At 68.1% G+C, this 18055-nt stretch carries 28 protein-coding genes; 18 read left to right on the top strand and 10 right to left on the bottom strand.

The features are described from left to right. The first annotated feature begins 145 nt into the window (after window positions 1–145). The 13 genes from ACZ6WN_RS30450 (at window position 146) to ACZ6WN_RS30390 (ending at window position 4534) form a co-directional block, all read left to right on the top strand. Window positions 146–748: a recombinase family protein gene (locus ACZ6WN_RS30450; RefSeq protein WP_465870021.1), complete on the top strand. Its 603-nt coding sequence runs from the start codon at window positions 146–148 to the stop codon at window positions 746–748. A gap of 177 nt (window positions 749–925) precedes the next feature. Then, complete coding sequence (locus ACZ6WN_RS30445) at window positions 926–1090, top strand: hypothetical protein (protein WP_465870019.1); 165 nt, start codon at window positions 926–928, stop codon at window positions 1088–1090. A 75-nt stretch (window positions 1091–1165) separates the two neighbouring features. Further along, window positions 1166–1471, top strand: coding sequence for a hypothetical protein (locus ACZ6WN_RS30440; protein WP_465870017.1), 306 nt, complete (start codon window positions 1166–1168; stop codon window positions 1469–1471). After that, window positions 1468–1728, top strand: a complete 261-nt coding sequence (locus tag ACZ6WN_RS30435) for a hypothetical protein (protein ID WP_465870016.1) — start codon at window positions 1468–1470, stop codon at window positions 1726–1728. Before ACZ6WN_RS30440 ends, ACZ6WN_RS30435 begins: the two co-directional genes overlap by 4 nt. Further along, a complete protein-coding gene (locus ACZ6WN_RS30430) occupies window positions 1725–1988 on the top strand; it encodes a hypothetical protein (protein WP_465870015.1) in 264 nt (87 codons plus the stop codon). The genes ACZ6WN_RS30435 and ACZ6WN_RS30430 overlap by 4 nt, the downstream gene beginning before the upstream one ends. Window positions 1989–2119: 131 nt before the next feature. Next, complete coding sequence (locus tag ACZ6WN_RS30425) at window positions 2120–2290, top strand: hypothetical protein (protein ID WP_465870013.1); 171 nt, start codon at window positions 2120–2122, stop codon at window positions 2288–2290. 83 nt (window positions 2291–2373) lie between these two features. Next, window positions 2374–2571 carry an RNA-binding protein gene (locus tag ACZ6WN_RS30420; RefSeq protein ID WP_465870012.1) on the top strand — a complete coding sequence of 66 codons (198 nt, stop codon included), beginning with the start codon at window positions 2374–2376 and terminating at the stop codon, window positions 2569–2571. Between the two features lie 32 nt (window positions 2572–2603). Beyond that, on the top strand, window positions 2604–2789 hold the full coding sequence (locus ACZ6WN_RS30415; protein WP_465870011.1) for a hypothetical protein: 186 nt from the start codon (window positions 2604–2606) through the stop codon (window positions 2787–2789). 72 nt (window positions 2790–2861) lie between these two features. Continuing rightward, complete coding sequence (locus tag ACZ6WN_RS30410; RefSeq protein ID WP_465870010.1) at window positions 2862–3170, top strand: helix-turn-helix domain-containing protein; 309 nt, start codon at window positions 2862–2864, stop codon at window positions 3168–3170. Then, complete coding sequence (locus tag ACZ6WN_RS30405) at window positions 3167–3403, top strand: hypothetical protein (RefSeq protein WP_465870009.1); 237 nt, start codon at window positions 3167–3169, stop codon at window positions 3401–3403. Before ACZ6WN_RS30410 ends, ACZ6WN_RS30405 begins: the two co-directional genes overlap by 4 nt. Window position 3404: 1 nt before the next feature. After that, window positions 3405–3653, top strand: coding sequence for a hypothetical protein (locus ACZ6WN_RS30400; RefSeq protein ID WP_465870008.1), 249 nt, complete (start codon window positions 3405–3407; stop codon window positions 3651–3653). Continuing rightward, a complete protein-coding gene (locus tag ACZ6WN_RS30395; protein WP_465870007.1) occupies window positions 3646–4152 on the top strand; it encodes a hypothetical protein in 507 nt (168 codons plus the stop codon). The genes ACZ6WN_RS30400 and ACZ6WN_RS30395 overlap by 8 nt, the downstream gene beginning before the upstream one ends. A gap of 73 nt (window positions 4153–4225) precedes the next feature. Further along, window positions 4226–4534, top strand: coding sequence for a hypothetical protein (locus ACZ6WN_RS30390; protein WP_465870006.1), 309 nt, complete (start codon window positions 4226–4228; stop codon window positions 4532–4534). Window positions 4535–4650: 116 nt separating this feature from the next. On the opposite strand, the gene ACZ6WN_RS30385 is transcribed toward ACZ6WN_RS30390, so the two are convergent. The 9 genes from ACZ6WN_RS30385 to ACZ6WN_RS30345 all read right to left on the bottom strand — a co-directional run bounded on the left by ACZ6WN_RS30385 (window position 4651) and on the right by ACZ6WN_RS30345 (window position 12692). Next, window positions 4651–5319 carry a M50 family metallopeptidase gene (locus ACZ6WN_RS30385; RefSeq protein ID WP_465870005.1) on the bottom strand — a complete coding sequence of 223 codons (669 nt, stop codon included), beginning with the start codon at window positions 5317–5319 and terminating at the stop codon, window positions 4651–4653. Window positions 5320–5385: 66 nt separating this feature from the next. Beyond that, a complete protein-coding gene (locus ACZ6WN_RS30380) occupies window positions 5386–5727 on the bottom strand; it encodes a hypothetical protein (RefSeq protein WP_465870004.1) in 342 nt (113 codons plus the stop codon). Beyond that, window positions 5724–6353 (bottom strand): ParA family protein, encoded by a 630-nt coding sequence (locus ACZ6WN_RS30375; protein WP_465870003.1) that lies wholly within the window; start codon window positions 6351–6353, stop codon window positions 5724–5726. The genes ACZ6WN_RS30380 and ACZ6WN_RS30375 overlap by 4 nt, the downstream gene beginning before the upstream one ends. 145 nt (window positions 6354–6498) lie before the next feature. Beyond that, entirely contained in the window at window positions 6499–7083 is a 585-nt protein-coding gene (locus ACZ6WN_RS30370) for a hypothetical protein (protein WP_465870002.1), read from the bottom strand. 88 nt (window positions 7084–7171) lie between these two features. Continuing rightward, window positions 7172–8263 carry a hypothetical protein gene (locus tag ACZ6WN_RS30365; RefSeq protein WP_465870000.1) on the bottom strand — a complete coding sequence of 364 codons (1092 nt, stop codon included), beginning with the start codon at window positions 8261–8263 and terminating at the stop codon, window positions 7172–7174. A gap of 68 nt (window positions 8264–8331) precedes the next feature. Beyond that, the gene (locus ACZ6WN_RS30360; protein WP_465869999.1) at window positions 8332–8691 is read right to left on the bottom strand and encodes a hypothetical protein; all 360 of its coding nucleotides are present in this window, start codon (window positions 8689–8691) and stop codon (window positions 8332–8334) included. A 134-nt stretch (window positions 8692–8825) separates the two neighbouring features. After that, on the bottom strand, window positions 8826–10775 hold the full coding sequence (locus ACZ6WN_RS30355; protein ID WP_465869998.1) for a hypothetical protein: 1950 nt from the start codon (window positions 10773–10775) through the stop codon (window positions 8826–8828). 100 nt (window positions 10776–10875) lie between these two features. Continuing rightward, window positions 10876–12426: a hypothetical protein gene (locus ACZ6WN_RS30350; RefSeq protein WP_465869997.1), complete on the bottom strand. Its 1551-nt coding sequence runs from the start codon at window positions 12424–12426 to the stop codon at window positions 10876–10878. Beyond that, a complete protein-coding gene (locus ACZ6WN_RS30345; protein ID WP_465869996.1) occupies window positions 12426–12692 on the bottom strand; it encodes a hypothetical protein in 267 nt (88 codons plus the stop codon). The genes ACZ6WN_RS30350 and ACZ6WN_RS30345 overlap by 1 nt, the downstream gene beginning before the upstream one ends. Before the next feature lie 104 nt (window positions 12693–12796). Between ACZ6WN_RS30345 and ACZ6WN_RS30340 the strand changes: the two genes are divergently transcribed. The 4 genes from ACZ6WN_RS30340 (at window position 12797) to ACZ6WN_RS30325 (ending at window position 16380) form a co-directional block, all read left to right on the top strand. Next, complete coding sequence (locus tag ACZ6WN_RS30340) at window positions 12797–13678, top strand: GntR family transcriptional regulator (protein WP_465869995.1); 882 nt, start codon at window positions 12797–12799, stop codon at window positions 13676–13678. Window positions 13679–13683: 5 nt separating this feature from the next. Continuing rightward, a complete protein-coding gene (locus tag ACZ6WN_RS30335; protein ID WP_465869993.1) occupies window positions 13684–14433 on the top strand; it encodes a glycosyltransferase in 750 nt (249 codons plus the stop codon). A gap of 128 nt (window positions 14434–14561) precedes the next feature. Continuing rightward, window positions 14562–15593, top strand: coding sequence for a hypothetical protein (locus ACZ6WN_RS30330; RefSeq protein ID WP_465869992.1), 1032 nt, complete (start codon window positions 14562–14564; stop codon window positions 15591–15593). Window positions 15594–15954: 361 nt separating this feature from the next. Beyond that, window positions 15955–16380, top strand: coding sequence for a hypothetical protein (locus ACZ6WN_RS30325; RefSeq protein ID WP_465869991.1), 426 nt, complete (start codon window positions 15955–15957; stop codon window positions 16378–16380). Between the two features lie 256 nt (window positions 16381–16636). Here the strand turns inward: ACZ6WN_RS30325 and ACZ6WN_RS30320 are convergent, their stop codons facing one another. After that, window positions 16637–17152 (bottom strand): hypothetical protein, encoded by a 516-nt coding sequence (locus ACZ6WN_RS30320; RefSeq protein WP_465869990.1) that lies wholly within the window; start codon window positions 17150–17152, stop codon window positions 16637–16639. A gap of 382 nt (window positions 17153–17534) precedes the next feature. Here ACZ6WN_RS30320 and ACZ6WN_RS30315 point away from each other — a divergent pair, with 382 nt between their 5' ends. Next, the gene (locus ACZ6WN_RS30315) at window positions 17535–17861 is read left to right on the top strand and encodes a hypothetical protein (RefSeq protein ID WP_465869988.1); all 327 of its coding nucleotides are present in this window, start codon (window positions 17535–17537) and stop codon (window positions 17859–17861) included. The last annotated feature ends 194 nt before the right edge of the window (window positions 17862–18055 follow it).

The raw sequence follows: 18055 nt of genomic DNA, 5'->3' as shown, positions 1-18055 counted from the left end.
CCACGACGCGCGCGATCGCCACGCGTTCTAAACCCTCGTTCACAACGCGCGAGGTCGCCCGAAACTGTCGGTGCAATCGGTCAGGCTGAGACTCATGACCACCTCCCAGACCCGCCCCGTCCGCCATCGGCAGACGCATCAGCCGATGCTTGAGCTTGACCTGGTCGACGTCGTCGACGACGTCCGGCCGCGCCCATGCCGGATCTACGGCTACGCCCGCGTCTCGACCCGCAAGCAGGACGTACGCCGGCAGGTGATGCTGTTGCGTGAGGCCGGCGTCGAGGACCAGCACATCCGCACCGAGACGACCAGCGGCAGCGGCGGCCGCCGGCCGGTGCTCGACGAGCTACTCGAGGAGCTCCAGGCCGGCGACGTCGTCGTGGTCGACATGCTCGACCGCTTCGGCCGAACCGGGCACTCCCTGACTGGCCTGACCGGCGACCTGGCGCGCCGCGGGATCGGGCTGCGGTTGCTGTTCCCGGCGATCGACACGACCGATCCTGTGGCCGGTCCGATCATCGTCGCCGTCCTCGCTGCTCTCGCAGACGCAGAGCGCCGGCTCATCGTCGAGCGCACCCGCACCGGCCTCGCGGCCGCTCGTGCCGCCGGCCGTCGCGGCGGCCGGCCATCGGTGATGACTGCCGAGCGCCTCGAAGTCGCGCGTCAGCTCGTCGATGCCGGCTCCAGCATCGCCGCGGCCGCTCGCACTATCGGCGTCAGCCGGCCCGTTCTTTCCAAGGCGCTCTAGAGGCCCCGCACCTCATGCACTCTCGGCATTTGGTGCTCGTGAGGGGGTCTGGACCATCGCGGTCCAGGCCCCCTCAATTCTTTTTGTCTCATGGTGTTGACATGCACCCGCAACCATGAGTAGGTTTCTTTGTGTCACAGGGAAGTGACACAAAGAACTACCCAAGGGAGAGCGGCAATGCAGATCACCAAGGACAACGTCGACACCCTCCGCGCCGCGTACGCCGCCGGAGACGACGTGGAGTACAGCACGACGGGCTACACGATCTGGCGCGTCGAGCAGGGCCAGGGCTACAGCCCCTCGGCCATCGCCTCCAGCCTCGGGATCAAGCTCACCCGCTGACCTCCCCTGCAACAGCGGCGGGTCCGGTGCTCGAACACCGGACCCGCCGAGCCAACCGACAGAGGGGCATTCCTCATGTTGATCAGCAGTACGCAGCCTAATCGCCGGCGCGCTGACCGGACCCGCCGTCCTCGCCGGCACTACGTCCGCCGGCGGCCGCATCCGTGGCTCGACCCGCTTCTCAGCCACTACTACGCCGCCGAACACGCCTGGGAGCTCGCCGCCGAGGCCGCCTCCCTCGGCTACGCGACCGAGCACGCCGAGTACGCCGCCGAACACCCGCGACCGACCCTCAAGGGGTTCATGGTGGCGCTCGCCCGCCCCGACCGACACGAGCCCGTCGACGACGCCGTGCTCGATGGCGGGGAGGTGGCGGCATGAGCGAGACCATCGTCGATCTCACCGTCGTCCGTCCTGGTCGCCGCCCTGAGTGCGTCCTGTTCGACGTCTCCGACCGTACGGCTCGCTCCTTCCTGATCCGGGTCGCCGCCGCCCATGACATCGGCGTGGCGGTCACCCTCGAGCGAGACCGGCTCACCGTCGAGTCTCCGACGACCGGCACGACGATCTACACGATCAGCCCGATCAGGGAGGCCGATCCCCTCTTTGCTGCCACGGCGAAGGGGTCGAGGTCATGACCTCGCTCGGAGGGGCCGACGGCCTCGGCGATCAGCTCGACATCTTCGACCTGATCCCGGCGCCCAAGGCCCCGGTCTCCGAGCCGGTGACCCACCTCCGCAAGTTGCCCGACAACTACGCCCGCGTGGCCACCAACGGCCGCCCGTGGGAGTGGATCGTCTCGCGTGACCACGTCATCCACGGGGCCGGCTATGCCGAGACCCAGGAGGAGGCCGAGGTCGATATCGCCCGCACGCTCGACGAGATGAAGGAGGAGTGATCCATGAGGCCGCCCGGGGAAATCCCCGGGCGGCCCATTTCTTTTTGTCTCAGGGTGTTGACATAGCCAAGAAAGGGTAGGTATTGTTTTTGTCAACAGGGAGTGACAGAAACAATCTAGAGGAGACCGCCATGTACGACTACGACCTCACCACCGCCAGCGGCGCCCGCCTCCTCAACACGCTCCAGTTCCTCAGCGAAGAGGCCGTCATCCAGCGCTGCGCGAGCAAGTACGACGCGGCCGAGAAGGCCGAGGCCCGCCGCAACGCGATCTACGCCGAGCTGGCCGGCCGTCTCGCCTGACCCACGATCCCCGGGACCGGGGTGCGCCCTCGAGGCAGCCCCGGCCCGGCCACCACCACCCCGACGAGCAGGAAGGCACCACGATGACCATCACGACCGAGACCCAGGCTCAGACACAGATCCTGGCGCGCAAGGTTCAGCGTGGTGACCAGCTCCTCACCGCCGCCGAGGGCTTCAAGACGGTTTCGATCATCCGCCACGCCGGCCCCGGCATCTACTTCACCTTCGCCGATGGTCGCTGCGCGTACATGCCGCACGGCGAGACCGTCACCGTCCGCTGATCGCCCACCCCGCCACGACCAGGAGAACCACGATGCCCGAGAACACCACCTGCGCCGAGTGCCCCCAGCCCGGCCGGTACAACCTCTACGACCGCTGGTTCTGCACCGGTCACCGTGGCCTGGCCGAGCGCTACGCCCCGCGACCCACCTCCAGCCCGGTTCGGCCTGTCGAGGGGGCAGGCCGAACCACCCCCTCCGAGCAGGGAAAGGGCGTATAGCCGCTGTCGGCGGTCGCTGCCAGAGTGGCCCCCAGAGCCCCCAGACCATCCCGAGGAAGGAACCAACACCCCATGACCGACGAGCAGACCAAACGGAAGCCCGGCCGCCCGCCTGGCGGCCCTGGCGGCCCCGGCCGCACCCCGAACGAGATGCCCGCCGACCAGTGGTCCGAGGTCGCCCGCGAGCTTGTCGGCCTGGTCAAGACGAAGGATGACGCTGCCCGGGTCCTCGAGCGGGCTCAGGAAGCGGTCGACCACTCGGTGCACGCCGCCAACGCGGCCGGTGCTTCGTGGGCTCAGATCGCGGAGGCGCTGGGGGTTTCTCGGCAGAGCGTTTACCGCCGCTACGTCACTGGCAAGCCGACCCAGGAGGACCAGTGAGCACCGAGCACCTCGGCAGCGCCGCCGGCGCTGGAGCTGGTGAACCAGCTCGAGGAGACGACACCGACGCGATCGCCTACGAGACCGTGTTCGGCCTCTACACCGACGCCCCAGAGAACGCGATGTGCATCGTCTGCGGCGAGGACCTGGACCTGAACGAGCTGCCCGACCCCAACAGGCTGCTGTGCCCAGCGTGCCGCGGCCGAGCCGACCACAACGACAAGGAGAACTGACATGCCGTACCAGGACCGCCGAGAAGCCATCTACCGCGAGGTCATCGCACCCCTTCTGAGCGACCCCGACATCGAGATGAACTCTGACGAAGGTCCCGAGGACCAGGTGCGTCGCATGTACGACGTCGACGCGATCGCGGACCTTGTCATCGGTGACTACGACCAGGGCTTCGCACCGATCGTGAGCGAGGAAGCGTTCTGGGAAGTCGTCAGGGACAACATGCGCGAGGAGGCGAACCAAGATGGTTGATCGCTACAAGGTGGAGAACGAGATCTTTCGCCACCTCCAAGACGAGCACGGTCGCGACGCGCTCACTCACCGGCCCTTCAAGGGCCTGGCGACCGGGCTGGACTTCCCCGGCCCGGCCGACTTCCTCCAGGGGATGCGTACGGCGCTGGAGACGGCCCGCGCGGCCGAGGGCATCGCCCGTGACTGGGCGCGCGACGCTCGCGGCTCTGGATCCTCGTGGGACGACGTCGCGGCGGCCTTGGACCGGATGATCCCGGTCCCCGAGGGCGAGGATCCCGCGATCGAGGCTTTCGTCTGGGTGGCCCCCGCCCCCTCGATGAGGTTCGACTCCGTGACGACGTCGTGGCGGTGCGAGTCCTGCGGCAGCCGGGTGACCGATCGCGGGCCGTACGACAGCCACCCCGGCGACGTCGAGGCCGGCCACAGCGAGGACTGCGCCCGCCACGCGGCCGACATCGCGGCGTGGAAGCAGCGGAGCGGCTGGGACGACGAGGACTGACCTGCACCACTCCGTCACGCCTTTAGGACGGCATGACGGCAAACCACCACCCATCACAGAGAGAGGCACCACCATGAGCATCATCAAGAACCTGTTCACCAGCAGGAGAGTCCGTGAGACCCGCGCCGACCACATCCGGACGTGGCGACGCGCCCCGGGCTCCGATGCGGACGTCTGGGAGGCACACACGGCCCTGGAGCGCCTGGAGGAGATCACCCGGCACGAGAACGCCGCCGGCACCGGTAAGGAGCTGGAGGAGTCCGAGGAGTGGCTCCTCGCCAACGCCTGCGTTGCCGAGGCCATGTCGTACATCTCGTGGCTTCAGGAGTGGAAGGTCCGTGAGGCCGTCGCGGCTGGAGTGCCGGCGACCGAGCCGTCCTGAGCCAATCTCGAGGAACAGCAGAAGGCCGGCCCCCAGGCAGCGGGGGCCGGCCTTCGTCATGTCCAACGCTACCGTCGACGAGCACGACGAACCCCAGGTCGACGACGTCGACGAGCTCAGGGAGTGCTGAGCAGGATCCGGCCGCCGGCGTACAGACACCATCCGTTCACGGCCACGAACAGGAGCGCCCACAGCACCGCGGGCACCCAGGTCAGCTCCTCGAGCACCGCATGATCCTCGCCGTCGTCCACCGAGATCACTGCGAGGATGGAGTCGAGCGTGCCACCGAGGAGCAGCACCCAGGCGAGAACCAGCACGATCAGCGACTGTGCGAACGCGCCGACGTCGAGGAGAGCCCACCCAGACAGTCCGGCGAGGAGGCCGGCCACGAGGAGCCCGAACAGGTTCGCCGACACGGCCGCGAACACGAACGCGGCGATCGCGAGCACCGCAAGGACGAGGGTGGTGCGGCCGGTGCCGTAGGCCCACGAGATCAGCAGGCCGCCCGCACCGGGGGCGAGGTAGCCGGCCGCGGTGATGGGGATGTCACCGAGCCGGGACGTGATGTATGTGTGGGTGACACCGCCACCGGATGCGTGCAGGTCGATCCCGCCGAACCCTCCCCCGAACGGGAGAGATGCGAGAGCGTGGCCGGTCTCGTGGAACATGGTCACGACCAGGTGGACCGGGCTGAACACCAGGACGAGAGCGCCCACGGCGCACACGATCACCCAAGCCGGATGGAGATCCGGCGGGGTGGCGGTGACCAGCGTCCAGGGGTGCACAGCAAAAAGGGTAGCCCCAAAAACCTGTAGACCGCATCTACGGTGAGCCGCTACACCGCTATGCCGTCACACCGTCGCGCCTTCACGTTCGAGAGTCTCGATCAACTGCCGGCGGATGCCTTCGTCCTCGGCCGCGAGGTAGACCAACGTCCGGACGATGGCGGACTTGTCGACCTTCCGGCCCATCGCCCGGAGAAGGGTCGTTGCCAGCTCGTCCCACATCACGGCGTCGTCGACGTCGAGCAGCACCGTGTACTTGATCTGCTTCTCAGCCTTTGCCGGCGGTGGTGGCGTGCTCCTGGTCGACGTCGTCGCCGGCACCGGGTCCGCCGGCGACGCGGTCGGCTTGGGCTCCATCCGGTCGAACGCGGCCGCCGCGCGGGAGGATCGGCCCTGGTTCCTGGTCATGCGTTGATCTCCTTCGTCTCGTCGAGCTCGCGCAGCTCCTCGAGCAGAGCGACGTACTCCCCGAGGTCTTCGTCGGTGGTCGGTGCGGTGGCCCATGCCGCGATGTACTGGTCCCAAAGATGGATTGGCGTCTTGAGCGTCGGCAGGTCGAGCCGCTCGAGGAGGGCAAGAGCGCCGGCGAGAAGCTTGGACCGTTCGCGGACCTTGCACAGCAGCACATGTGCCCACACTGGAGAGATGGCGTCGACCTCGGCCGCGGCCTCGAAGCTGGGGTGAAGCTGGCGGATCTCCATCGGGGACGGCGTGACGGGAACGACGAGGTGATCGGTCACCATCAGCGCCTGGCGGAAGATCACTTCGTTGCCGGGGCCGGTGTCGATCACGATGGCGTCGTAGTCGCCGGCGACCTGCGCGACCCGCTTCGCGAGATCCCGCGTGGCCCAGGGGACGACGACCACGGCGACCGGCCAATCCTCGGTGTTCTCGGCCCAGTCCGACGCGCTGCCCTGCTCGTCGGCGTCGACCAGCAGCACCCGGTAGCCAAGGGCTGCCAGCGCCAGGGCGAGGAAGACCGCCGACGTCGTCTTCGCCACCCCGCCCTTGAGGTTGCCAACGGTGATTCTCATGCGCCCCAGGATGACGCAACGACACCGAACCGCGCCACCGTCGTGACTTCCTGACTGCCTGACTCCTTGACTGTGTGCCGTCACAACGGTGCATAGAGAAGCGGCCCCAGGACCTATGTCCTGGGGCCGCTCGCTGGCGGTGCTTCTAGGAGTCCTGAGGAGGCGTGTCGAACAGCTCGTGGAGCGTCGCCACCTCGCCGGGCTCCTCGGCCTCGGGGGCCGCGTCGTTGCGGGTGAAGCGGTCTGCGACCTTGCCGGCGACGGTCTGCACCGCGGCCCACAGGCCGAGGCCGGCCATCGTGGCGACCTCGCCGGCCGGGACGAGCACGTCCTCCCACGCGTCCTCGGACTCCCACATCACCAACGCCATGATGCCGACGATCATGCCGAGGGCGAAGCCGGTCCCGGTGAGCACGGGGTGTGCATCGATCCACGACCCGATGCCGCTGAGCACCGCCACGAAGGCGGAGACGGCGACGGCGACCAGGCCGAGGAGCAGCGCGATCGCGGCGAGGTTCTGGACGTACTCCCCGATGATCCTCCAGAGGACGAGGACGGCGACGACGGTCACGGCCATCACGACCTGCCAGGGCTGATCGAGCCGGCCCCCGAGGTCGTCGCACCAGGACTGCCACCCGTCCCACACGGCGGTGACGAACGGGCCGGCGAAGTCCCATGCCTTCTCGGTGGTGCTGGTTACGAAGCTGGTGTAGCGATCGAACAGGGTCATCTTGGTTCTCCCGAAAGGTGGTTGTTGCTGGACGTTGCTGGATGTCCGTTGGGCCGCCTCTACGTAGAAGCGGCCCAACGGTCCGCTGTTATGCCGTCACGCCGTCCTCACGGTCAGCGAGCTGCTCGAGGTGAGCGTCACGGATTCGGGCGACCTGCTTGGTGGACATCGACACGCGGCGGGCGACCTCGGCCGGACCGTGTCCCTCGGCGAACAGGGCCACGATCTTCGCGTCGCGAGCGGCCTTGTCCTCGTCCTTGAACGCGGACATCGTCGACGTCGACGGGCGGACATTCCGGGGCCGGGTGTCCGTCCGGACAAGGTGGACACCGGGGGACATGGCCGCGCTCGTGTCTGTGGTCGACGGGGTCGCCGGGAGGGACATCGGGGCGGGGACATCGGCCTCGGTCCTGCGGACGTCTGTCACCTCGACGCGGACATCGGAGGGGGACACGGGGGCGGACATCGGAGCGGACATGTCCGTGTCACCAGCAGGGACATCGGGGCGGACATCGGCGGCCGGGTCCGAGGTGGTTGCGGACAGGACACGGGTGGACATGACCGCGTTCGTGGCGACTCCCCAGCGGGCGGACATGTCCTTCATCGCGTCCGGTCCGATCATGCGGACAGCGCGAGCCTCGGCGCGGTCCTGGCGGCGTACGGCGCGGGTGACCTTCATGCCGGCGACCTTGCGGTGGTGGGCGCGCTGGGCGGTGAGCATCTGGTGGAAGCGGAGGTCCTGGCGGATCTCGCGGACGGTGCGGCCGGTGCTCTGTGCCTTGGCTCCGACGAGGACCAGGTGCCAGAAGAACGCGGCGGCGAGCGGGACGACCAGGCGGAAGGCGGCCGAGTAGGGACCAGCGCCGGTGACCAGCTCGTGAGCGGCGGCGAACAGGCCGGTCGCCAGCGACAGCACCCAGGTCACCGCGGTGAGGGTGCGGACGTCGTCGCCGTTGGCGGCGGCCTCACGGGCCATGAACCCGGCACCGACGAGGCCGATCTCGAAGAAGCCGGCCAGGGCGAACGCCTCGGCGGGCTCCATGCCGACGATGTCGCGGGCGAACCCGACGATCCCGACGTAGGAGGCGATCGTGGAGATCGCGGCGGCCGCGGTGAGGAACCGGGTGCCGGTGGTGCTCGCAAGTGGCGGGGTAAGGTTGGGGGCGGAACTCGAGGTCATGTCAGTGAGCCTTTCGGTTTCGTGTCGCCCCGGCTGGGAATGAGTCGGGGCGGCGGCGTTTTTGCAGGTCAGGACAGGTTTTCGGACAGTCGGTACTGACGGGTTCGGGTATTGCCGCGCGTCTGGACGACGCCTTGCTCGACGAGCCTGGAGACGTAGGCCGACATCGACGGCCGGGAGACCGAGACGCCGGCGGCCGCGATCTCGTTCCGGAGGTCGGCCACCGAGGCCCACAGGTCCTTCTCGGCGCGAGCTCGAAGGATCTTCATGACCGCGCGCCGCCAGTCGACGGACCCGGCCGGCCTGAGGTCGCTGTCCTCGTTGGCTGCGTCGATCATCCGGTTGACCGCCGCTGTGATCTGCGGGGCTCGATCGCGGGGGATGTTGAAGGTTACCCGGACCGTGTCGCGGGTGTCATCGTCGACCATTTCCGGCCCCTCCTTTCGTCTAAGTTAGTACGTCTTAGACAAGACTAAGACTTAAGGAGAGGCCCCGTCAACCGTGATTCGGCGGTGAACGGGGCCTCTCGGCTTGTCTGAGGCTAATCTCAGACGGACCCGGGTCACTCGTCGTCGAACAGGTCTCCAGGCGTGCTGTAGCCGCCCTCTGAGCCCTTCTCCGGCCGCTCCTGGTCCCCCAGCTCCAGACCCTCGGTCAGAGCCCGGAAATCGGCGTCTACGTCCAGGTCCTCGTGGCCGGGCTCGCTGCGGAACTCGCCGCCAGCGTTGTTGTTGCTGCTGTAGGTTCCGCCGGTGCGCGGGTCGAACGACCCCGGCAGCGGAGTGGGTCCACCAGCTCGGCCGCTCGTGTAGCCGTCCGAGCCACCTGCCGCCGCCTCGTCGGCGGAGTGGGGCACGGGGCCGGCCACGTAGGTCTTGTCCCAGCGTCGGGCGTACGACTCGCCGGCGGCCGTGACCGAGACGGGGTCGAGCTGGGGGCGGAACGAGGCGGTCGCGGTGAGGCACTCCTCGGCGACCTCGTCGGGCGTGTACCAGGTGCGCGCGGGGAGGACGGCCGAAGAGCCGGCCATCAGCATCGCGGACGAGCCGGGGGCCGTCATCTGGGCGTAGTCGAGCGTGCGCCGTAGGCCCTCGAAGAGGGCGTCGACGGCCTCGCCGGTCGGGTCCTTGCGGGTCAGGCCGATCCGCACGTCGCTGGACTTGAGCACGTTGCGGTCGATGATTGTCGACAGACGGGCGTCGACCGTGGTGAAGATGAACCGGATGCCCATGGCGCGGGTGACGTTGCAGATGTTGAGGAACCGCTTGAGCAGCTCGGGCTCCTTGAAGAACTCGGCACCCTCGTCGATCACGATCACGATCTGCGGGATCGCGTGCGAGACCTTGAGCAGGTTCTTCTGCGCCTTCGGGGCGGCCGCGAGTCGGGCGACCTGGATCCTGAGCGCCTGGTCGAGCATCTCGGCCGCCTCGTCGACGGTCGCAGCCTCGTTGTCGAAGACCCCGGCGACGCCTTCGGGGAGGTCCTCGCGCCACGCGGCGAACGACTCCATCTTCTTCGCCACGTCGATGCCCCAGATCAGGACGTCGTCGCAGCGGCACAGGTCGACCAGGATGCTGTTGAGCAGGGTCGTCTTGCCGCCGCCGGCGGGGGAGCAGATGAACACGTTGGACTCGCGGATCTCCGAGATCATCGGCAGGCCGCGCGGGGTGAACCCGAAGGTCACCTTGTCGTTGATGCTCTTCTTCTTGAAGGTGCGGGGCATCACGTAGACGTCGTCGTCGGTGTTGCGGGTCGCGACCTCGAGCCAGAACTGACCGCGCACCGGCCCGGGGGAGACCGACACGGTCGCGCCGTGCGGGAGGCCGGCCTCGTCGGCCATGGAGGAGCAGACCCCGGCGTCGAGGGTGCGGATCGACTTCCCCTCGGGGATCGTGAACAGGATGCTGTAGCCGGCCGACTCGATGTCGCCGTGCGCCGGCCACTCCTTGACCAGGTACTTCTGCCCGTAGAGCTTGATGTCGGTGTAGCGGCCGACGCGGTCGATCCACTCGCGCACGGTCGCGTCCCACTTGCCGGCGAAGAGCCGCTTGCGGGAAGCGGGGGTGTAGCCGAGGTCGTCGCGGTTCTGCGCCTCGTCGAGCTTGTCGGCGCGGTCGAGCACGAAGTACGACAGCGCCCAGGTGGTGAAGTAGATCGATCCGGCGGTCCACCAGTCACCCGCGCCCCAGGTGTTCGGGTCGCTCAGGTTCGCTGCGCCGACCTCGGCGGCCCACACGGCCCACACGCCGGCGATGTTCTTCTTCACCCGGTGCGGGTCACCGATACGGCGCTGGTTGAGCGCCAGGAGCCCGTTGCCGGCGGCGATCGCCGCGCACGCGGTGACCGATGCCCACCAGGGAGCATCGAGCCACGCGGTCGCCATCACGCCGCCGGCGGAGAGGCTCGCGACCTGGAAGGCACCGGCGCCAGCGGTGAACTGGGCGTCGTAGGTGTAGTCGATGTCCTGGAGGATCTTGGGACGGTCCTTGGTCTTCTTCGTCTTCGTGGTCATGGGCCTGTCTCCTCGAGCGAGAGTTGAGCGAAAGTTGGGTGATTGGGGCGGCCGAGCTGCTTGCCCAGCCCGGCCGCCAGGGGCCGGAAACGGCCGGGGGTTACTCGTTGTTGGAGCGGTCCCAGATCTTGTCTCCGGCGTGACGGTTCTCGAGCTGGTCGATCTCGACGGCGTGGTCGACCTTGACGCCCTTCACGGAGTCGCGGATCCCGTCAGCGGCGCGGACGGTGACGGTCTGGGCGTCGCGGACCTTGTCGATCGCGGTGCCCTTGAAGCCCTCCATCTGCCGGGTCGCGTTGCCCAGGTGGATGCTGACGTCCTCCATCAGGTCGCCGAAGAACTCCACGGAGCGGATCTGGTGCATGCCGCCGTGGCGGCTCATCTCGGCAACGAGCCCGGCAAGAACCTGGTTGATCTGGTTACGGGCGGTAGCAATCTGGTTGGACATGTCGTTCCTCTCGGTGGTGGTGGAGCTGATCTGACCGGTGGTCGGGGAGTCGGGAAGGTGCGAGCCGTCCTCGATGTCGAGGCCGCCCACGTCGGGGTTGCGGGAGTCGGAGATCTTCTGCTCGTAGCCGGCACGGCGCTTCTCGCGCCACGCGGTGAGGCGACCCAGGCACTTCTGGGCGGCCGTCGACCAGGTGCTCGCGATGGCCCACTTGATGCCGCGTGCGGACTGGATCGCGGCCGCGGCGCTGAGACCGACCCCCAGGGCCTTGAGCTTGCGGGAGGTCGTCATCGGCTTGGTCTTGGACTTCGTCGACGGCGTCCAGGTCGGCTTGGGACCCCTCCCGCCGCCGGCCTTGGAACCGGCCTTGGAACCGGTCTTCGCGCCCGGGCGAGCACCACCCTTCCCGGCGGCCTTGCCAGTGCGGATGCCCTTCCCGAGACCGAGCCGGCCGAGACCGAGCCGCGGGCCCTTCGTTCCCTTGCCGGCCGCTCGAGCGCTGGTCCCGCTCGACTTGAGCCCGGCCGGGGCCTTCGGCCGAAGCTTCGTGGGGAGCGCCGAGGTCTTCGCGTACGCCTTGCGCTCCAGCGCCTTCGCCGAGCGAGCCGCAGCCCGTCCCGGTGCCCCGGCCGCGCGAGAGGCCAGCGACTTACGCCCAGCAGCTCGCGCCGAGCTCGTACGGGCCTTGTTCGCGGCGCGCTGACCAGCACGAGCCGACTTCGCCGCGCTCTTCCCGGCCTTGGACGCGGCCGATCGGCCGAGGCCGGCGGACCGAGCCTTCGTCCGTGCGGTCTTGCCCGCGGCCTTCGTCGCAGTCCGCTGGGCAGTCGCCCGGGTGCGGTGCTGCTTGAGGCCGGACGCGGCCCGGGTCGCAGTCGGCTTGACCTGGGACCGGTTCGAGACCGCGACCGCGGCGATACCAGCACCCGTCATCCCGATGCCGGTCAGGATCCCAGCAGGCCCGAAGGCGAACCCCAGGCTGCTCACCGCCGGCACAGCCGCGGCGATCGTGTTGGTCGCCGCAGTGCGAACGTTGAACTGCGGGTTGGCCGGGGTGCCGGTGTTGTCGTCGACGGCCGGCGCCAGCTCCTTGATGACGCCGGTGTTGGTCTCCTTGGCGGCGGGCTTCAACTTCGGCCCGAACCGACCAGACGCATTCCGGGGCTGGTCGGTATCGGTCGTGGTGGGAGTGGTGAGCGCCATCACTTGCCTTCCTTCCTGGTCAGCGACCGGACACACCCGGTGCACACCTCAGTGGGCTTCACGCTGGACAGCCGGCGCGTCGGCAGAAGGTGCCAGCGCGCCAGGCGGTGCTTGCACCCCGTCCATACGTAGGAGCCGGCGCCCTGCCGGCCCGTGTCGATGTGCCAGTAATCCCCGCCGGCGACCCGGACCACCTGCGGGTCGAGCGCCGTCGGGTTGGTCGTGAGCTGCGGCTCAGCGAGGCCGCTGTGGGGCTTCTGGCTCATGCCGTCTCCGTTCTCAACCGGGTTCGCCTCTTCGTTAGCGAACTGACGAACCGTAGGCTAGCATGCTTCCCATGAGTTCGCTAACGAAGTACTACGATGAGTCCGTGACCACCACCGACCGAACCCCGTCGCAGCCGCTCTACCTGCGGATCGCTGACGACCTCCGGATCGCGATCGCGTCCGGTGAACTGCAACCCGGGGATCCCTTACCAACGCTGGGAGAGCTCAGCGCGCGCTACAGCGTCTCGGAGGGGATCGCCCGCCAGGCGCTCCAGCTGCTCCGGCAGCAGGCCCTCATCACTCGAGGTCGGGGCAGGCGCTCAGTCGTCCGGTCGCATCACGTCCGGGTCGCCGCCACCAACCGCCGCGCCCTCGACGACAAGAAGCGCGTACGCGAGTCCGAAGAGATCCGGCGGGCGAGCGGCCCGAGCGAAGACATGACCGGATACTCGGTCCGGGACACCGACTTCGTACCGGCATTCAACCCCGCCGTCGCCGACGCGGAGACCCCCGGTTTCGAGGCAGGCACGCGGGTTTTGCACCGCGTCTACGAGACGTCCCACAAAGAGACGAAGTACCTGTTGCTGTTCTCGGAGAGTTGGCTCCCTCTCGACCTTGTCGAGAGCAACCCGGCGCTGCTCGACAGCGACGAAGAGCCCTGGCCTGGAGGGACCCAGCACCAGCTCTACACGGTCGGGATTGAGGTCCTACGGCACGTCGACAGCGTCACAGCTAGGCCGGCGACCACGGTCGAGGCCGCACGCTGGGGTATGGAGCCTTCCGACCCGGTCATCATCGTGACCGGCGTCGACCACGGTCGCCCCGTGGACGACCCGGACGCCGCTCTCCGCGTCGTCGCAGCCGGTCGGAGCGTCTTCCCCGGCGACCGCTCCAGCCTTGAGTACGTCACTGAGTTGCCGTCTTTCGCCGATCTCGACCAGGCCGCCACGGCCGCCCGGGCCAACCAGAACGACCAGGAGAACTAGAACCCATGCCCACGATTTCCCTCGTTACTGCCGTCCTCGCAGGACTCGACGAGCACATCGGCGAGACGTACGAATCGCTGCTCGCTCAGGACCTCCCCGAGGGCTGGGACTGGCAGTGGGTCGTCCAAGAGGACGGCGAGACCGGCGACGTTGCGAAGCGACTTCCCACGGATGATCCGCGGGTCACCTTCAGCACCGGCCGGCACGGCCGCGCTGCCGCAGCTCGAACGCTCGCCATGGCTCGCGTGACGGGGAAATACGTACGGGCGCTCGACGCCGATGACCGCCTGACTCTGGGCGCACTCGCCCGCGACATCGAGATCTTGGAGACCCAGCCCGTGGGCTGGGTGTGCTCGCCCGCGATCGACGTCTTCCCTGACGGCCGCGAGGTTCCGGGGCCGCGTGACCCTCGGGCTGGTCTCCTGGACCGAACGACCATGTACGACGGCGAGAAGACGGGCCTGCTGCCCGTGCTGGGCACCACCGTGACGGCGTACGCCGACTTGGTCCGCGCCCTCGGCGCCTGGCAGGCGCTGACGCTCTCCGAGGACGTCGCCCTCATGATCGCGCTCGAGGCGGTAGCCCCTGGCTGGATGCTCGACGAGCCGAGCCTCTGGTACCGCAAATGGCCAAGCCAGACCACGGCAGACAAGACGCACGACGCCACGCCCTGGGGACCAGGTCGAGACGTCGTACTTGGACGAGCTGACGCGCTCCGCGCTCTCGGCTGGTCCTGGAACCCCCCAGCCCACTAGGGCAAACGGCGCGCGCCGGTCCCACTGTCGAAGTGTCCGCGCCAATAGGCTGAACAAAGAGTTAACCCCCGCGACCTGGCCGGGTCCGGGGGCTGACACCCACCTTGGACAAGAAGGAGGGATGCACGATGAGTGTATCCAAGACCCCCGGAAACACGCCACGTCGCAGCGGTGAGTTCGGACAGATCCGGCGCGGCCGGATGGCCGCCGACGTGCTCCAGGAGCAGTTCACCCAGATCAGCAACGACGCCCTCAGGGATGCCCGCTTGAGCTTCAAGGCTCGCGGTCTCCTGTCCTGGCTGGCGAGTCACCAAAGCGGGTTCGGCTGCTCGGTGGCCGCCATCGTCGCAGCGACCCGCGAAGGTCGCGACTCGGTCCGCGCTGGGCTCAAGGAGCTGGAGAAGTTCGGCTACCTCACCCGCACCCAGGAACGCGACCCCGAGACCGGTCGACTGCTGCCGGCTGACTACCAGGTCACCGACATGCCGACCCTGGCCCCTGTGGATAACTCGCCGTCGACGGAATCACCGTTGACGGAAAACCCGTTCACGGGCGTGACCAGGGAAAACACAACGAAACCGCAGGTCAGACCCGTTGACGGGTTTTCCGTCGACGGGAAATCCGCCACTAAGAAAACCAGGGTTAAGAACACCAAGAAGAACACCACGGCCCCTTCCCTCCAGGCCCTTCCCCCGGCGCTCTCGCTTGTGCCCGACAGCAGCGAAACCCGGGAAGGGAAGGGATCGGAGGTGAGCGGTGGTCCTGGGCTGGAGGTCATCCTCAGCGCCGCCCGGGCCGACTCTCGCCTCGAGGTCGTCGGTCCGGCGCTGACCCGGTTCGCCGCTCTTGTCGACGCTCTCGTTGAGGGCGGCTGGGAGCCGGTCGCCGTGCAGCGCCACCTGACCCGCGCGCTGCCTGATCGGATCACCAAGCCGGTTGGATTCATCGCCGCCCGGCTCAGCGCTCTGCCGGCGTCGCCTCCGGCCACTGAGGACGGCCGCCTCGACGACGTCACCGCGCCCCGCATGGTCAAGCCTGAGTGGTGCGGCGACTGTGACGAGGTCGGCCGGATGGTCGAGCTGCCCGGCGACACGCTCGCGCCCTGCACTGCGTGCTCGCCGGCCGTGGTCGGTCTCGTGGAAGCAGCCGCCGCGTTCTGACGCCAAAACGGGCTCACAGGATGCCGCTGGAGGCGATTTCAGGGCCGCGGCGGCCTGATTCCATCGCCGCGGCCCTGAAAGGCCGTCAGATCGGAAAACCGCCACGAGGAGGGGTGGGGCGCGATTCCAGCGCCCCACCCCTCCTCGAGCAAGTAGAGGATCAGGCACCTGATCTGTTGGCAACGCTCCGCTAGGCGAGGTGGGGCGTCGTCTACGAGCACCAGGTCGACGACGGAGCAAGTTATAGGATCAGCCCGGCTGATCTCGGCGGAGCAAGTTATACGAACAGGCGGCCTGATCGCCTCTTGCGCCGCCCAGATGCCTGTCCCGTGGGGTCGCTGCGCTGGCATGGAGAACCGCGATGACCACACCTCGACCACGTCCCGAGCTCTCACGAGCGGACGGCATCACGTCCGCCCGGCTGACCGGCACCGCCCAACGTCACGCCCGCGCTCGCCGCGAGCTCACCGAAGACGCGATCACGCCCGCGGTCGCCGAGCTGCTCGAGATCGCCACCGAGCCCTACCAGCCACCGCGACGCGGCCGACCTGGTCGACGTCGCCGGCTACGCGTCGACCTGCTCGAGGATGCCGCCGGCGGTCTGCTCGGCCGCTGGTTGAGCGACGCCGGCAGAGCCTGGGACGGCCAAGCTGCCGCACAGCTCCTGATCCGCGCCGGCGCGGACCCTGAGACCGTGCAGACGTACGCCGAGCACGTCCGCGAACGTCTAGACGGTGAGTGGGGTCTGCCCGGCATCGGGAACCCGCAACCCCGCCAACGCAGATGACGACCTGTCAACAATGCGGGTAGCATTGGTGGTGCCGAGGGCTGCTAGCCCGAGGAAGTGGTGAGTGTAGGAGGTCTCCGAGACGTAACGCACCCGCGAGCCCCAGCGGCTCGAAGGCAGTCTCAACCGGGTGACCGAAAGGCACCTCAAGAGGTTTCCAGCCTTGCTGGCCCACCAAACGACAGGCCCCAGACCAACCGGTCCGGGGCCTTCGTCTTGCCCGCCGAGGGGTCGCGCCGGCGACGCCCCGTCGTGTTCAGAGCTCGATGGTGCCGAGGTCGGTCGTGATCGGCTTGACGATGTCCCTGAACTTGCCGCCTCGACCCCAACACCAGGCGTGTACATCCGCCGGCGCGAGCATCAGCTCATCCTTTCCGGCGAACCGGAACTGGACGCCGGGGTGATTGCGCAACGCGCGCCGCAGGATCCGGCCGTCGTCGTGGTCTTGGCCGCACGACTCGATCACCAACTCGGTCACCTCGAGCTCGACCAGGTGCCGCGCGGCCTGGTCGAGCAGCACGTCGCGCATCACCCGTTCCCGGCCGCCCCGGGCCGAGAAGAGACAGATGTCGATCCCCAGCGTGAGCAGCAGCCGAGCCATCGCCATCCGCTCGGTGGGGTTCAGCGACTTCATGTGAATCGTGCTGTGGGCTCTCTTGGCCTTGTGTAACTGCCGGCGTACGCCGGCGACGTCGACGTCGACAACCGTCACCGCGCACAGCATGTAGCGCCCACGCTTGCTCTCGTCGATGAACGCCGTACGTCGTGCCACGGCCCCGGATCCTTCCAGACCGCACCGACACACCAGCACGAGCAACGACGACCAGGTCGACGACGTCGACAACGAAATCGACGACACACCTCTTGCATTCTCGACGGCTCTACTAGAACCAATAGATCGCCGCGGCGGAGTTCCGGCGGGAGCAAGATGTAGGCCATGGTGCCCTTAAGGGCACCATGGCCGGTCACCTTTGGCGGGAGCAAGGTGTCGGTTTGGGTGCCAGAACGTGGCACCTTAAGCCGCTGAGCAGCGCGGCCGTCGACGTTCTCCGAGAGGGTGAAGCCGGAAGTGCATGAGGTGCGTCGGTGGTGAGCGGCTCCAGAATGAGGGGGCCTACGCTTCCGTCTTACCCTGGAAACCTGGAGGAGATCTGATGGGCACTTTCGAGAACAAGTACACGCACAAGCCGGTCGCGATCGATGACTCAGGAGTGTCTGAGCTTGGGCACAAGTTCACCGCCGAGGAGGCACAGCTCGCGGCCGAGCGAGAGGCCGCCGGCTACCTTCGGCCGACCGCCATACTCACGGTGGTCGGGGCGCTCCGCTCGGACCTTCTCCGCCGCGACGACGTCGACCGCGACCAGGTGACCGCCGGCCTGGCGCACCTCGCCGAAGCCGGATGGAAGGCACCTGCCGATGAGTGGCTACGGATGGCCGCCGACGCCTGGGGTGCTGTGCTGAGGGGCCAGCCTGCCGCCTAGTGCAATGGGTCTGTCCAACTCGGGCCGAAAAATGGTGGTGAAGATCCCGAGCTAGAAAAAAGTGTCGGTGGCCGTTCAGAATCGGTCGATTCCGAACGGCCACGACGCGCGCGATCGCCACGCGTTCTAAACCCTCGTTCACAACGCGCGAGGTCGCCCGAAACTGTCGGTGCAATCGGTCAGGCTGAGACTCA

This window comes from Nocardioides sp. NPDC054178 (genome assembly GCF_055585005.1).
The sequence above is the reverse complement of the archived record's forward strand: the minus strand, read 5'-3'. Positions and strand labels throughout refer to the sequence as shown.

Bases quoted from the DNA above. Each gene is read 5' to 3' on its own strand.
- ACZ6WN_RS30415 (WP_465870011.1), top strand. From the start codon at position 2,604: ATGCCCGAGAACACCACCTGCGCCGAGTGCCCCCAGCCCGGCCGGTAC.
- ACZ6WN_RS30330 (WP_465869992.1), top strand. From the start codon at position 14,562: ATGAGTGTATCCAAGACCCCCGGAAACACGCCACGTCGCAGCGGTGAG.
- ACZ6WN_RS30395 (WP_465870007.1), top strand. From the start codon at position 3,646: ATGGTTGATCGCTACAAGGTGGAGAACGAGATCTTTCGCCACCTCCAA.
- ACZ6WN_RS30425 (WP_465870013.1), top strand. From the start codon at position 2,120: ATGTACGACTACGACCTCACCACCGCCAGCGGCGCCCGCCTCCTCAAC.
- ACZ6WN_RS30355 (WP_465869998.1), bottom strand. From the start codon at position 10,775: ATGACCACGAAGACGAAGAAGACCAAGGACCGTCCCAAGATCCTCCAG.
- ACZ6WN_RS30365 (WP_465870000.1), bottom strand. From the start codon at position 8,263: ATGACCTCGAGTTCCGCCCCCAACCTTACCCCGCCACTTGCGAGCACC.
- ACZ6WN_RS30360 (WP_465869999.1), bottom strand. From the start codon at position 8,691: ATGGTCGACGATGACACCCGCGACACGGTCCGGGTAACCTTCAACATC.
- ACZ6WN_RS30400 (WP_465870008.1), top strand. From the start codon at position 3,405: ATGCCGTACCAGGACCGCCGAGAAGCCATCTACCGCGAGGTCATCGCA.
- ACZ6WN_RS30450 (WP_465870021.1), top strand. From the start codon at position 146: ATGCTTGAGCTTGACCTGGTCGACGTCGTCGACGACGTCCGGCCGCGC.
- ACZ6WN_RS30410 (WP_465870010.1), top strand. From the start codon at position 2,862: ATGACCGACGAGCAGACCAAACGGAAGCCCGGCCGCCCGCCTGGCGGC.
- ACZ6WN_RS30370 (WP_465870002.1), bottom strand. From the start codon at position 7,083: ATGACCCTGTTCGATCGCTACACCAGCTTCGTAACCAGCACCACCGAG.
- ACZ6WN_RS30325 (WP_465869991.1), top strand. From the start codon at position 15,955: ATGACCACACCTCGACCACGTCCCGAGCTCTCACGAGCGGACGGCATC.
- ACZ6WN_RS30445 (WP_465870019.1), top strand. From the start codon at position 926: ATGCAGATCACCAAGGACAACGTCGACACCCTCCGCGCCGCGTACGCC.
- ACZ6WN_RS30350 (WP_465869997.1), bottom strand. From the start codon at position 12,426: ATGGCGCTCACCACTCCCACCACGACCGATACCGACCAGCCCCGGAAT.
- ACZ6WN_RS30345 (WP_465869996.1), bottom strand. From the start codon at position 12,692: ATGAGCCAGAAGCCCCACAGCGGCCTCGCTGAGCCGCAGCTCACGACC.
- ACZ6WN_RS30430 (WP_465870015.1), top strand. From the start codon at position 1,725: ATGACCTCGCTCGGAGGGGCCGACGGCCTCGGCGATCAGCTCGACATC.
- ACZ6WN_RS30390 (WP_465870006.1), top strand. From the start codon at position 4,226: ATGAGCATCATCAAGAACCTGTTCACCAGCAGGAGAGTCCGTGAGACC.
- ACZ6WN_RS30380 (WP_465870004.1), bottom strand. From the start codon at position 5,727: ATGACCAGGAACCAGGGCCGATCCTCCCGCGCGGCGGCCGCGTTCGAC.
- ACZ6WN_RS30335 (WP_465869993.1), top strand. From the start codon at position 13,684: ATGCCCACGATTTCCCTCGTTACTGCCGTCCTCGCAGGACTCGACGAG.
- ACZ6WN_RS30315 (WP_465869988.1), top strand. From the start codon at position 17,535: ATGGGCACTTTCGAGAACAAGTACACGCACAAGCCGGTCGCGATCGAT.
- ACZ6WN_RS30435 (WP_465870016.1), top strand. From the start codon at position 1,468: ATGAGCGAGACCATCGTCGATCTCACCGTCGTCCGTCCTGGTCGCCGC.
- ACZ6WN_RS30375 (WP_465870003.1), bottom strand. From the start codon at position 6,353: ATGAGAATCACCGTTGGCAACCTCAAGGGCGGGGTGGCGAAGACGACG.
- ACZ6WN_RS30440 (WP_465870017.1), top strand. From the start codon at position 1,166: ATGTTGATCAGCAGTACGCAGCCTAATCGCCGGCGCGCTGACCGGACC.
- ACZ6WN_RS30420 (WP_465870012.1), top strand. From the start codon at position 2,374: ATGACCATCACGACCGAGACCCAGGCTCAGACACAGATCCTGGCGCGC.